This is a genomic window from Maribacter taeanensis (genome assembly GCF_047345145.1).
Classification (GTDB): domain Bacteria; phylum Bacteroidota; class Bacteroidia; order Flavobacteriales; family Flavobacteriaceae; genus Maribacter_C.
This window is the reverse complement of the sequence record NZ_JBLFER010000007.1, coordinates 231,049-245,275: the sequence shown is the minus strand read 5'-3', so window position 1 is coordinate 245,275 and position 14,227 is coordinate 231,049. Positions and strand designations below refer to the sequence as shown.

The 14,227-nt window shown below is 39.5% G+C and carries 9 protein-coding genes, 2 tRNA genes and 1 rRNA gene; 9 read left to right on the top strand and 3 right to left on the bottom strand.

The genetic code is table 11. The features are described 5' to 3' along the window. Positions 1-106: ribosomal RNA gene (rrf, locus tag ACKWCD_RS18925) — 5S ribosomal RNA — on the top strand; the annotation flags it as partial. A gap of 117 nt (positions 107-223) precedes the next feature. Here the strand turns inward: rrf and ACKWCD_RS18920 are convergent. From ACKWCD_RS18920 to ACKWCD_RS18910, 3 genes are all read right to left on the bottom strand, one after another. Then, a complete protein-coding gene (locus tag ACKWCD_RS18920) occupies positions 224-1,690 on the bottom strand; it encodes a glutamate synthase subunit beta (RefSeq protein WP_413985531.1) in 1,467 nt (488 codons plus the stop codon). A gap of 8 nt (positions 1,691-1,698) precedes the next feature. Next, positions 1,699-6,207 (bottom strand): glutamate synthase large subunit, encoded by a 4,509-nt coding sequence (gene gltB, locus ACKWCD_RS18915; protein ID WP_413985530.1) that lies wholly within the window; start codon positions 6,205-6,207, stop codon positions 1,699-1,701. Between the two features lie 326 nt (positions 6,208-6,533). Next, positions 6,534-7,676, bottom strand: a complete 1,143-nt coding sequence (locus ACKWCD_RS18910) for an acyl-CoA dehydrogenase (protein WP_413985529.1) — start codon at positions 7,674-7,676, stop codon at positions 6,534-6,536. A 272-nt stretch (positions 7,677-7,948) separates the two neighbouring features. On the opposite strand from ACKWCD_RS18910, the gene ACKWCD_RS18905 reads away from it, so the two are divergent. The 8 genes from ACKWCD_RS18905 to ACKWCD_RS18870 all read left to right on the top strand — a co-directional run bounded on the left by ACKWCD_RS18905 (position 7,949) and on the right by ACKWCD_RS18870 (position 14,214). Continuing rightward, a complete protein-coding gene (locus tag ACKWCD_RS18905) occupies positions 7,949-9,181 on the top strand; it encodes a Glu/Leu/Phe/Val dehydrogenase dimerization domain-containing protein (protein ID WP_413985528.1) in 1,233 nt (410 codons plus the stop codon). 12 nt (positions 9,182-9,193) lie between these two features. Then, positions 9,194-10,588 (top strand): sodium:proton antiporter NhaD, encoded by a 1,395-nt coding sequence (nhaD, locus tag ACKWCD_RS18900; RefSeq protein WP_413985527.1) that lies wholly within the window; start codon positions 9,194-9,196, stop codon positions 10,586-10,588. Between the two features lie 61 nt (positions 10,589-10,649). Continuing rightward, positions 10,650-11,342: a MotA/TolQ/ExbB proton channel family protein gene (locus tag ACKWCD_RS18895; protein WP_138659178.1), complete on the top strand. Its 693-nt coding sequence runs from the start codon at positions 10,650-10,652 to the stop codon at positions 11,340-11,342. A 9-nt stretch (positions 11,343-11,351) separates the two neighbouring features. Then, a complete protein-coding gene (locus ACKWCD_RS18890) occupies positions 11,352-11,738 on the top strand; it encodes an ExbD/TolR family protein (RefSeq protein ID WP_413985526.1) in 387 nt (128 codons plus the stop codon). Between the two features lie 10 nt (positions 11,739-11,748). Then, positions 11,749-12,696 (top strand): energy transducer TonB, encoded by a 948-nt coding sequence (locus ACKWCD_RS18885; RefSeq protein WP_413985525.1) that lies wholly within the window; start codon positions 11,749-11,751, stop codon positions 12,694-12,696. After that, a complete protein-coding gene (locus tag ACKWCD_RS18880; protein ID WP_413985524.1) occupies positions 12,693-13,904 on the top strand; it encodes a bifunctional folylpolyglutamate synthase/dihydrofolate synthase in 1,212 nt (403 codons plus the stop codon). Before ACKWCD_RS18885 ends, ACKWCD_RS18880 begins: the two co-directional genes overlap by 4 nt. A gap of 61 nt (positions 13,905-13,965) precedes the next feature. Then, positions 13,966-14,040, top strand: a tRNA-Val gene (locus ACKWCD_RS18875). Positions 14,041-14,139: 99 nt separating this feature from the next. Further along, positions 14,140-14,214, top strand: a tRNA-Val gene (locus tag ACKWCD_RS18870). Positions 14,215-14,227 lie beyond the last annotated feature (13 nt).

The window sequence follows — 14,227 nt, the reverse complement described above, 5'->3', positions numbered from 1 at the left end:
GGCCATGGCGATGGGGCTCACCCCTTACCATTCCGAACAGGGAAGTTAAGCCCATCTGCGCCGATGGTACTGCTACACCAAGTGGGAGAGTAGGTAGCCGCCTTCTTCAAGCCCCTTCACAATTGTGAAGGGGCTTTTTTTATAAAATTATGGCATGAAAAAGTAAACAATCAAAAAAGCCACTTCTATTGAAGTGGCTTTTTAATTATATATGATTCTAGTGTTACACCCTTGGCAAATCACCTTCACCCTTTAAAGGTAAATACGATTCTCCCATTAGGAATGTATCAATATGATGTGCTGCTTGTCTACCCTCTGAAATTGCCCAAACGATTAGTGATTGTCCTCTACGCTGATCACCAGCAACAAATACTCCAGGAACATTTGTTTGATAATTACTTTCAGAAGCCTTAATGTTCGTTCTAGCATCAGCTTCTAAACCTAACTGCTCGGCGATCGTCATTTCAGAACCTGTAAAGCCCATTGCAAGTAATGCCAATTCACATTTCCATTCTTTTTCGGTTCCTTCAACTTCCTTTAAAATAGGTCGTTGACCAGGTTGTTTAATCCATTCTACTTCTGCGGTTATTAATCCTTTCAGATTACCATTTTTGTCACCGATAAATTCTTTTGTGGAAATACTAAAAAAGCGTTCAGCCCCTTCTTTATGCGAAGAACTAGTTCTAAGGCGCATAGGCCAAAAAGGCCAAGGCTGACCTTCTGGACGTTCTTCAGTAGCCATTGGCATGATTTCAAAATTTGAAACTGATTTGGCACCATGTCTAATAGAGGTTCCAATACAATCTGAACCCGTATCACCACCACCTATTACAACAACGTCTTTGTCTGTGGCAAGAATTTCGTTTTCAAATTTCTTGACACCATCTACGCGTCTATTATTTTGAGGAAGAAAATCCATCGCTTGTACCACTCCATTTAAATCTGAGCCTTTGATAGGTAAATTTCTTCGAACAGTTGCGCCTCCACAGAGAACAATTGCATCAAAATCATTTTTCAGCTCGTCAGCTTTAACATCAATCCCGACGTTAACTCCGCATTTAAATTCGATACCTTCTTCTTCTAAAACGGCAAGCCTTCGGTCAATCACGTGTTTTTCCATTTTAAAATCTGGAATTCCGTAACGCAATAATCCACCAGGCTTTTCATCTCTTTCAAAAACGGTAACTGTATGTCCAGCTCTATTTAACTGCTGTGCGGCGGCAAGTCCTGCAGGGCCTGAACCTATTACTGCAACTTTCTTTTCAGTTCTTGTTGCCGGAGGTTGGGCTACAATCCATCCTTTTTCAAAGGCAGTTTCAACAATGTTCTTTTCAATATTTTCAATAGAAACAGGGTCCTCATTAATTCCTAAAACACATGCTTCCTCACAAGGAGCGGGGCATAGTCTTCCCGTAAATTCCGGGAAGTTATTCGTCGAATGCAAAATACCTGCAGCCTTTTCCCATTTCCCTCTGTAAACAGCATCATTAAAATCCGGAATTAAATTTCCCAAGGGGCAGCCGCTATGGCAGAAAGGAATACCACAATCCATGCAACGGGCACCTTGGTCTTTAAGTTCTTTTTCGTCCATAGGAACGGTAAACTCCTTGTAATTTTTCACCCGCTTTTCAACGGCTGTGTAACCTTCCACTTTTCTATCGAATTCCAAAAATCCTGTTATCTTTCCCATGTCTCGATTTATATAGTTTGTAGTTTTTCTTCTTCCAAGCGAATCAAAGCTTGACGATATTCCTCAGGAAATATCTTCACAAAATCAGGTAAACAATCTTCCCAATTTTCAAGAATACGTTGCGCCAATGGACTCATTGTATAATTATAATGACTTTCAATCAATTCACGTAGTTGTTTGATATCTTGGTCTTCTTCAACGGCTAAAAGATTCAGGCCTTCTTTGCTACAATTTTTCTCGAAGGTTTTGTTCTTGTCATAAACAAAGGCAATTCCACCGCTCATTCCAGCACCAAAGTTTCTTCCTACTTCGCCCAGAATTACGGCAACCCCGCCAGTCATATACTCGCAACCATGGTCTCCAATACCTTCGACTACTGTTTTTGCACCCGAATTTCGAACACAAAAGCGTTCGCCAGCTTTTCCGTTTATATAGGCTCTTCCGGCTGTAGCCCCATAGAGCGTAACGTTTCCAGTAATAACATTTTCCTCAGGAACAATTGTAGACCCATCCGGTACTTTTATAACCAACTTAGCTCCTGATAATCCTTTACCTAAATAGTCATTGGTATTTCCGTTTACGGTCATGGTCAAACCTCTGGTCGCAAATGCTCCAAAGCTTTGTCCTGCTGAGCCTGTGAAATTCAATTTGAGTGTATTTATCGGAAGGCCTTGAGCTCCGTATATTTTGGAAATTTCATTACTAATTATTGCTCCGACCGCTCTATCCGTATTACAAATTGGAAAATCTAAAACAGCTTTTTCCTTTCTAAATAAAGAAGGATTTGCCTTTTCAATAATTTCAAACTCAATGGACTTGTCTACATCATGCACTTGCTTTTGCGTATTGTAGAATTTAGTTCCTGCAGGTACATCAACTTGATGTAAAATTGGAGTCAAATCGATACCATTTGCTTTATAGTGATTAATCGCTTGTTTACGGTCCAATTTTTGGACTTGCCCTACCATTTCATTAACAGTTCTAAAACCTAGTTGAGCCATTATTTCACGCAATTCTTGAGCGACGAAATACATATAGTTCACAACGTGTTCTGGCTTGCCCTTGAACTTCTTACGCAATTCAGGATTCTGAGTCGCAATTCCTACTGGACAGGTATTCAAATGGCAAACACGCATCATAATACAACCTGAGGCAACCAAAGGTGCAGTGGCAAAACCAAATTCTTCTGCTCCTAATAAACAAGCAACAGCAACGTCACGACCTGTTTTTAGTTGTCCATCACATTCTAAGACAATTCTATTTCTCAAATCATTCATGACTAAAGTTTGTTGCGCTTCGGCGATTCCTAATTCCCATGGAAGACCTGCATGTTTTAATGAGGTTAGAGGAGATGCTCCTGTGCCACCATCGAAACCTGATACCAATACAACATCCGCTTTGGCTTTTGCTACACCCGCAGCAACGGTACCAACTCCTATTTCGGAAACTAATTTCACATTGATTCTTGCTTCGCGATTTGCTGATTTTAAATCGAAAATCAATTGTGATAAATCTTCAATGGAATAAATATCGTGATGTGGAGGAGGGGAAATCAATCCCACATAAGGAGTTGAATTTCTCGTTTTGGCAATAGCCGGATTTACTTTCGGTCCTGGCAATTGCCCGCCTTCACCTGGCTTAGCACCTTGCGCCATTTTTATTTGTATCTCTTTGGCATTGGTCAGGTAATCGGAAGTAACCCCGAAACGACCTGATGCTACTTGCTTGATGGCACTATTCCGCCAATCTCCACTAGCATTTTTATAAAAACGTTCTGCGTCTTCCCCACCTTCACCTGAATTACTCTTACCACCAATTCGGTTCATGGCAATGGCAAGGTTTTCGTGTGCCTCTTTACTAATAGAACCGTAGGACATCGCTCCCGTTTTGAAACGCTTTACGATTTCCGTCCATGGTTCTACTTCATCTAATGGAATTGGGTCATAGTTTGAAAACTCAAACAAACCACGAATAGTCATTAAATTCTTAGACTGTTCATTCACCATTTCTGAGAACTCCTTGTAGCTATCAGTTTCATTATTACGAACCGCTTTTTGAAGTTTTGCTACCGATAATGGATTGAACATGTGTTTTTCGCCATCACGTCTCCAGCGGTATTCACCGCCCATGGGTACATCTAAATTCGCCGCTACTTCTTTTTTGGCAAATGCCTTGGCGTGACGTTTGGCAATCTCTTTCTCAATTTCATACAATCCGATACCCTGAATTCTAGTAGGTGTATTCGGGAAGTATTTACCAACAACTTTTGTATTTATTCCGATACATTCGAATAGTTGTGACCCACGGTAAGAATTTAAAGTAGAGATGCCTATTTTGTTCATTACCTTAAGAATACCCTTGCCAATAGCTTTGTTGTAGTTCTTAATTGCTTCATCGAAGGTATACTCTGTTATATCATGCTCCTCAATCTGTTCACCAATGATTTCATTTACCAAATAGGGATTAATAGCACTGGCACCAAAACCAAAAAGCAAAGCAAAATGGTGTACTTCTCGAGGTTCAGCAGATTCTACTATAACACTTAATTTTGAGCGCTTTCCTAGTTTTTGTAATCCACTATTTACAAATGAACAAGCTAATAAAGCGGGAATTGGCGCCTGCTTGTCGCTAACATTTCTATCTGAAAGAATAATGATATTAGTTCCTTCATCCACGGCTTTCGAAGCTTGGTTCAAGATAGATTCCAAGGCATCTTCTAAACCATTGTGTCCTTTTTCTATTTCATATAAGGTAGGAATTGAAACCACTTTATAATCCGGACTAGCATCATAGTTTTTGATTTTGTCCAAATCTTCTTTTGAGATTACCGGATTCTGAATTTTTAGTTTTCGGCAATGCAATTCCGAGAAATCGAAAATATTATGGTCACTACCTAAAGTAAGGCTGATATCAGTAATTAATTCCTCGCGAATACCATCTAATGGTGGGTTTGTAACCTGAGCAAACAATTGCTTGAAGTAATTGTATATCAACTGAGGACGTTCGGATAGAACCGCAATAGGGGTATCTGAACCCATCGAACCAATAGGCTCTTTGGCAGTTTTCCCCATGGGAAGGATAATCGTATTGATATCTTCCAAGGTATAACCAAAGGCGGCTTTTCGCTTGTCTAAAGATGCTTCTCCTAAGAAAAGTGGACAATCATTATAAGGAATATCCTTTAAGTGTACTAGATTTTTATCCAACCACTTTTGATAGGGATGACGCTTTGCAATTTCATCTTTTATTTCCTCATCGTTGATGATACGACCGGCTTCCATATTTACCAAGAACATTTTGCCTGGCTCAAGTCTTCCGTGGAATTCCACATTTTCCGGAGCAATATCAACGACACCAACTTCTGAAGACATAATCACATAATCATCTTTGGTGACGGTATATCTTGACGGACGGAGTCCATTTCTGTCCAAAACAGCACCGATATAATTCCCATCGGTAAAGGGAACGGATGCAGGTCCATCCCAAGGTTCCATCATACAGGAGTGATATTCGTAAAAAGCTCTTTTGGCTTCCGACATATCAGGATTTTTCTCCCATGCTTCAGGTACCAAAATCATCATCACTTCTGGAAGTGAGCGGCCAGTCATTAATAGTAATTCCACCACCATATCCATGGTAGCAGAATCAGATTTCCCCGGAAGGATAACCGGAATAATATTTTTAATCTCTTCGCCAAACCAATCGCTTTCTAAAAGTTCTTCTCGGGAGCGCATTCTGGTGACATTGCCGCGAAGTGTATTTATCTCGCCATTGTGGCACATGTATCTAAAAGGCTGAGCCAAATCCCAAGTAGGGAAGGTGTTTGTAGAGAATCTTTGGTGTACTAGAGAAAGTCTAGTGACAACTCTTGGGTCCATCAAATCTTTATAATAAAGACTAATGTCTTTAGGCATCAAAAGGCCTTTGAAAATGATAATTTTTGTGGAGAGACTTGGAACATAGAAAAAACCGCTCTCTGAAAGTTTAGAATTGATAATGGTATGCTCGGTTACTTTCCGAGCTATAAAAAGTTTCAAATTGAAATTGAATTCGTCTTGCTCAGCGTTCTCCTTGGCGATAAAGAGTTGTTTTACAAAGGGCTCAGTTTCCATGGCGATTCTTCCCGGAACTGAACGGTTCACGGGAACATCTCTCCAGCCTAAAAGTTGAAGCCCTTGTTTTTTAATGTTTTCTTCAAAAACCTTTACACAAAAATCACGTTGATTCTCTTTTTGAGGAAGAAAGACATTACTAACCGCGTATTGACCTGGTGCGGGTAATTCGAAACTACATTCGGCTACAAAGAAATCATGAGGAATATCAATAAGGATTCCCGCGCCATCACCTGTTTTTCCATCAGCACTTACCGCACCGCGATGTTCTAACTTATCAAGAATCTCAAGTGCTTTGTGAATGATGTCATTCGACTTCTTTCCTTTCAAACTACAAATGAATCCTGCGCCGCAGTTATCATGCTCAAATTCCGGTAGGTATAGCCCCTGTTTCTCTAGCCTCATAAATTATCGTATTTCTTCAAAAATAACCTTTTTGCTGAGCTATTTTTATTGATTTAAATGAAATGAATAAAAATATTCAACGATATCAAATAATCGTTAAAAATTATGCAAATAAAGATTTTTGAATGACTTAAATTATCAATCTGATAAATTTAAGTCATTCGGAGGCTATTTGAGGTGTATTTTAGGGGGTAAAAAGCGTCGACTATTGATTTGTAACAAAAAACCCTTGCAATAGTATTGCCTTAACAGTTTTTCGAGTGATTTTAAACAAGCAACCCCTCAAAAAGGAGGGGTTGCTTGTTCTAACTCTAGAAAATATTCTTTTAATCTCTCAATACACTTCTTGAAATTACAATTTTTTGTATTTCAGAAGTACCTTCATAAATCTGCGTAATCTTGGCATCACGCATCAGACGTTCAACATGATAGTCTTTCACGAATCCGTTACCACCATGAACTTGAACGGCTTCTACGGTTGTTTCCATGGCCACTTGCGAGGCGTATAATTTTGCCATCGCTCCTGAAAGGTCGTAGTTGTTGCCTTGGTCCTTATCCCATGCTGCTTTATAAACTAGATGTCTGGCCGCCTGAATTTGTGTGTGCATGTCTGCTAGTTTAAAAGCTATCGCTTGATGATTGCTAATTTCTGTTCCAAATGCCTTTCGCTCTTTGGAATATTTTAAAGCTAGTTCATACGCTCCTGCTGCAATACCTAATGCTTGTGCGGCGATTCCTATTCTTCCTCCTGCAAGGGTTTTCATGGCAAATTTAAATCCGAAACCATCTTCACCAATACGATTTTCCTTAGGCACTTTCACATCATTAAAAATCAATGAATGCGTATCGCTTCCACGGATACCTAACTTATTTTCTTTAGGGCCAATTTCAAATCCTTCAGCACCTTTTTCAACGATTAAGGCGTTAATGCCTTTATGCCCTTTTTCTTTATCAGTTTGTGCAATTACCAAGTAGACTTCAGCAGAATTCCCATTGGTAATCCAGTTTTTGGTGCCGTTGATAACATAGTGGTCGCCTTTGTCAATTGCAGTAGTTTTTTGCGAAGTGGCATCACTGCCCGCCTCAGGTTCAGATAAACAGAAGGCCCCAATGATTTCTCCAGAAGCTAGACGCTTTAAATATTTCTCTTTTTGTTCTTCGGTACCATAAGTTTCAAGTCCATAGCAGACCAAAGAGTTGTTAACGGAAACGATGACAGAGGCGGAAGCGTCTATTTTGGAAAGTTCTTCCATGGCAATGACGTAAGACATCGTATCCATTCCACTACCGTTGTATTTCGGGTCTACCATCATTCCTAGGAACCCCAATTCCGCCATTTTTTTGACTTGTTCGGTAGGAAACTCTTGATTGTCATCCCGCTCAATAACTCCTGGGAGTAGTTCATTTTGAGCAAAATCCCTTGCCGCTTCTTGTATCATGAGGTGTTCTTCCGATAGTGAAAAATCCATATAGAATATCTTTTAAATTTTCTTTGAGCAAAGATAAGGGTAAGCTGGAAATTAAGAATCATATTTGGGATAGTATTGGGCTAAAAAAAAGTCTTTTTAACGAGCAGAAAACTTCTAAACCAATTGCAAATTTTTATATTTGTTGACTTCGATTTTTTCGTATCGATTAAATATAAAATTATGGACCAGCAGTAACCCCGTATGGGGAAAATGAAAATTTCAAACGCAACACGAATGAAAATTGGATTACATAATTTTATAAATGAATTGTAATGAAAGAATTACTAAAAGCATACGATAACAAACAACCCGAAATCGTTTTTAACTGGAAAGATTCTCAAACAGAAGCTGAAGGCTGGACAGTCATTAACTCACTTCGAGGAGGAGCGGCAGGTGGAGGAACCCGAATGCGGGAAGGACTGGATATGAATGAAGTACTTTCTTTGGCAAAGACCATGGAAGTAAAGTTTACGGTGTCGGGCCCACCGATAGGAGGAGCAAAATCAGGGATTAATTTCAATCCTAACGACCCACGAAAAAAAGGAGTTTTAGAGCGCTGGTATCATGCCGTGGCCCCGCTTTTGAAAAGCTACTATGGCACTGGTGGGGATTTGAATGTCGATGAAATTCACGAAGTCATTCCGATTACGGAGGATGCTGGAGTCTGGCATCCGCAAGAAGGGGTTTTTAACGGTCACTTCAAACCAACGGAAGCCGATAAAATCAATCGTATTGGTCAACTCAGAATGGGTGTAATCAAGGCTATCGAAACCGATAAATTTTCTCCTGGAGTAGGAAGAAAGTATACCATAGCTGATATGATTACGGGTTATGGAGTTGCAGAAGCTGTTCGGCACTATTACGATATTTACGGCGGAAACGTAGTTGGCAAAAAAGCAGTGGTACAAGGTTTTGGAAATGTAGGTAGTGCCGCGGCTTATTATTTAGCACAAATGGGTGCCAAGGTGGTCGGAATTATTGATAGGGCTGGGGGAGTAATTAATGAAGAAGGCTTTTCTTTTGAAGAGATTCAGCAGTTTTTTCTGAACAAGAAAGGAAATAGTTTGATGGCCGATGCTAATCAGTTGATTCCTTTTGAGGAAATCAATGAGCGTATTTGGAATTTACCAACGGAGATTTTCGTGCCATGTGCAGCTTCCCGACTAATCACTAAGGAACAGATTGCCCAAATGATTGATACTGGACTAGAAGTGATTTCTTGCGGAGCAAACGTGCCTTTCGCAGATAAGGAAATCTTTTTCGGGCCGATAATGGAATATACAGATGGGAGAGTTAGCCTTATTCCAGATTTCGTAAGTAACTGCGGAATGGCTCGGGTTTTTGCTTATTTTATGGAAAAAAGAGTAGGAATTGACGACGAATTGATATTTAAAGACACTTCAGATACCATTCGGAAAGCAATTTTAAATATCTTTAAGCAAAATCCTTCGAAAACCAATTTATGTTCCACAGGATTTGAAATTGCATTGAAACAATTAATATAAACCAACCACTCTATGGAATCAGCAATTATACTCGTATTCGTTCTCGGCTATTTAGCAATAACACTTGAGCACAATTTAAAAATCGATAAACTCATACCAGCCTTAGTTATGATGGCTATATGTTGGGCGTTAATCGCTTTGGGTATAGATGGTTTCACAACTTGGTTTGATTCGGGTAAACATGCCTTAGTTGATAATTTTGCAGGAATGGGGCATGAGGATAAACTCCATTTGATGGAGGAAACCTTGTTACATCATCTTGGTAAGACTGCCGAGATTCTAGTATTCCTTTTAGGAGCAATGACCATCGTTGAAATCATTGATTATTTCGATGGTTTTGCGACAATCAAAGGTTTTGTAAAGACGAAGAGTAAAAGTAAAATTTTATGGATTTTCTGTATTCTAGCTTTCATTCTTTCTGCAATCATTGATAATTTAACCGCTACAATTGTTTTGATTTCCATTTTGCAGAAAATTGTGAAAGAGCGTGATGTCCGTATTTGGTACGCAGGTCTAATTATTATCGCTGCAAATGCTGGTGGTGCTTGGTCGCCAATAGGTGATGTAACCACCACAATGCTTTGGATTGGAAATAAAGTGACCACTGTAAAATTGATTAGTTACTTACTAATTCCTTCATTAATATGCATGCTGGTGCCTGCCTTTATTGCTTCTTTTTTACCGGCCTTCAAAGGCAATTTGGAGACATCTGGAGGAGATGATAAGCCTGCCAGTAAGTTGAGTGCCAGAATGCTGTACTTAGGATTAGGGGCGATTGTTTTTGTGCCTATTTTTAAAACGGTTACCCACTTGCCTCCATATGTGGGAATGATGCTTTCCTTAGGTGTGGTAGCGACATTTGCCGAAATATATAGTAAGAGTAAATTCAATATTAGCAGTGTCCATGATGATGATGGTGAGCATATGTCAGCACACCATAGTCCGGTGCATAGTTCCTTGTCAAAAATTGAATTACCTAGTATTCTTTTTTTCTTAGGAATTCTTATGGCTGTAGCAGCTTTGGAATCATTAGGACAACTCTTCGGTTTTGCCACATGGTTACAGGATAATGTAGAATTGGTAGGCACCGAAATGGCGGGAACCCGTGTTTCTGATTTAGTAGTCGTCTTGTTAGGGGTAGGCTCAGCGGTAATCGATAACGTTCCGTTGGTTGCAGCTAGTTTAGGAATGTTCTCAGAAGCGTTGGATGACCAACTATGGCATTTTATTGCATATTCGGCTGGAACAGGCGGGAGTATGTTGATTATTGGTTCCGCTGCGGGAGTAGTTGCAATGGGCATGGAAAAGATTGATTTCTTCTGGTATTTAAAGAAGATTACATGGCTGGCCGCAATCGGATTTTTGGCTGGTGCAGTTACCTTTATTTTATTGCGACAATTTATATAAATCGTATACTTTTATCGATAAACTACCGTTATAAGGGCAACTATACACATTAAAGAATTCTATGCTATTATTCCAAGACCTTGCGCAGGACCCTGAAATGGGTGATGTGCTCTCCGAAGAAAAAACACTCTCAGTAATTGATTTGATATTTAATGGTGGTACGGGTAGTGTGGTTATCATATCTGTCCTTTTCATTATGCTATTTGTGGCATTGTATATCTATTTTGAGCGCATTTTTGCTATTAAGGCGGCGTCAAAAATAGATAGTAACTTCATGAACCAAATACGCGATCATGTTAGTGGAGGCAAATTAGATGCGGCAAAAATGTTATGTGCGCAAACAGATTCACCAGTCGCTAGATTAACGGAAAAGGGTATTTCTCGTATAGGAAAACCTTTAGATGACATCAACACGGCGATTGAAAATGCTGGTACTCTTGAAGTGTATAAACTAGAGAAAAACGTCAGTATTTTGGCTACCGTAGCCGGTGCGGCACCAATGATTGGTTTCTTAGGAACCGTAATTGGTATGATTTTGGCATTCCATGAGATGGCTACTAGTGGTGGTCAGGCGGAAATGGGATCATTGGCATCAGGTATTTACACGGCCATGACAACAACTGTTGCCGGTTTAATTGTTGGTATTATCGCTTATATCGGATATAATCACCTGGTGAATAGAACCGATAAGGTGGTACATAAGATGGAAGCTAATGCAGTTGATTTCTTAGATCTTTTGAACGAACCACTATAAGCTGGTATTATGAAGTTAAAAGGAAGAAATAAAGTGAGTCCTGACTTTAGCATGTCTTCAATGACGGATATCGTATTCCTGTTATTGATATTTTTCATGCTAACTGCGAATTCACCTAATGCGTTAGATTTACTTTTGCCAAAAGCGAAGGGGAAGTCCACTAATACGCAAAATGTATCCGTAAGTATCGATAAGAACTTACAGTATTTTGTGAACAATGAAAGAATTAACGGAGACTATATAGAAATTGAATTAAAAAAGGCACTAGAAGGACAAGATAAACCCACAATTATTCTAAGGGCAGAGGAAAGCGTAGCTATAAAAGAAGCTGTAAACGTTATGGATATTGCCAACAGAAACAATTACAAAGTTATTTTGGCCGTGCGACCTAACTAGGTACGAGCGCATGTCATTCTTAGATACGAGACACAAGAAAAAATCATTTACACTCACGACACTGCTGTTGAGTGTACTACTCCTTGTACTTTTCTATATAGGACTTACCTATATAGATCCTCCTGAAGAAAACGGTATTTCAGTTAATTTCGGAACCACAGAATTTGGAAAAGGACGAGTTCAACCCAAAGAAAAAATTCGCTCGGAACCTTTAGATACACCGCCCGTTGAACCTACAAAACAAGAAGAAGTAATAGAGGAAGTGATTGAGGAGGAAGTTGTAGAAGAAGAACCTAAAAAAGTAGTCGAGAAAGAATCGCCTTCAGAAAAGGTATTGACCAGGGAAAGTGAGGAAGCCATAAAAATCAAGCAAGCCAAAGAGGCTAAGAAAAGAGCTGAAGATGCTGCCAAAGCAGAGCAAAAGAGAAAGGAAGACGCCATAAAGAGAGAGAAAGCCAAAGCAGCTAAAATTGCCCAGCAAAAGAAAGATGCTGAGGAGAAGGCTAGAAAAGAACAGGAAGCCAAAAAGAAGAAACTTGATGAGTTGATGGGCGGACTAAACAAGTCCGACGGGACGGCATCTGGTTCAGAAGGCGATGATGATCGAGCTGGGGATAAAGGCCAGCCTGGGGGAGACCCTTATGCTACGAGTTATTATGGTAGTCCCGGTTCAGGAAGCGGAACAGGTGGTTACGGACTTAACGGACGGTCGTTAGTACGAAAAGGTAAAGTGCCACAAGAATGCAATCAGGCAGGTAGAGTAGTGGTTAAAATCGTTGTGGATAGAAATGGGAATGTAATAAGTGCAACCCCTGGAGTAAAAGGAACAACCAACAATGATCCGTGTTTGCTAGAACCGGCTAAGAAAACTGCATTTAAGCACAAATGGAATTTGGATTCCAATGCGCCTAGTTCTCAAGTAGGTTTTGTAGTGGTGAATTTCAAGTTAGGAGAGTGACCTACAAAGAGACTTTAGAGTGGATGTTCGCGCAACTTCCCATGTATCAAAAACTGGGAAAAGACGCACTCAGTCACAAGCTCGATAAAATACTTCTGTTTTCAGAACATTTGGGTAATCCTGAGAAAAAATTCAAAAGCATTCATGTTGCAGGAACCAATGGTAAAGGCTCCAGTAGCCATATGCTGGCTTCCATCTTGCAAGAAGCAGGGCATAAAGTCGGATTATATACTTCACCCCATTTAAAAGATTTCCGAGAGCGCATTCGAATCAACGGTAAAACAGTTGGTAAGAAGTTCGTAGTAGATTTTATTTCAAAAAATGAATCTTTTTTTGAGGAAAATAAACTCTCATTTTTCGAAATGACTGTTGGGATGGCCTTCGATTATTTCGCTAAGAAGAATGTAGACATCGCTATTGTAGAAGTAGGCTTAGGAGGCCGATTCGATTCTACTAATATTATAACTCCGGAGGTTTCCCTGATTACTAACATTGGTTTGGACCATATGGATATTCTTGGTGATACCTTGGGTAAAATCGCCTATGAAAAAGCGGGTATCATAAAAGAAAATGTTCCTATTGTGGTTAGCGAATATCAAAAGGAAATTTCTGAAGTATTCGAAGGCGTAGCCAAATTGAAAAATTCAAAGCTAGCATTCGCAAGTCAAACAATGGAAGTTGAGTTTGAAACCTCTCTTTTAGGAAATTGCCAATCGAAGAATATTAAAGGTGTTGTTGCTACTTTAAAGGAATTGAATGGATTTGACGTTCGAAAAAAGCACATTAAAACAGGACTTAAAAAAGTGGTCGAAAACACAGGTCTCCTTGGAAGATGGCAAATACTTGAAAAACAACCTAAAATAGTTTGTGATACCGCGCATAATAGAGAAGGATTGACATTGGTTTTGGAGCAAATCGAGCAACAAAAGTTTGATAAATTGCATATTGTTCTGGGCTTTGTGAAGGATAAAAATTTGGAAGCAGTTCTTCCGCTATTTCCAAAGAGTGCTGTCTATTATTTCTGCGAACCAAATATTCAAAGAAGATTAGATGCTGATTTATTGAAGGATGAAGCGATTAAATTAGGTTTAAAAGGGAGAGTTTATAGTTCGGTAAAGAAGGCCAAAAAAGCTGCAGAAAAGAATGCTTCAAAATCGGATTTCATCTTTATTGGAGGAAGTAATTTTGTGGTGGCTGAGGTGGTTTAATTTTTTCTTTCTTTTTCTTTTGGAGTAACTAAAACTATTCTATATTTGCAATCCCTTTTTAGGGCTCTTAGCTCAGTTGGTTCAGAGCACCTGCCTTACAAGCAGGGGGTCACTGGTTCGAATCCAGTAGGGCCCACAAAAAAAGCTTCCGATTTATCGGAAGCTTTTTTATTTAGAAGAGTATTTTTGGATTGTTTTTAAAATTGAAATAAATACTACCTTAGCAAACTTCAAAGGGTTATTAGCTCAGTTGGTTTAGAGCGCTGCCTTGACAGGGCAGAGGTCACTGGTTCGAATCCAGTATGACCCACTTGAATTTTCAG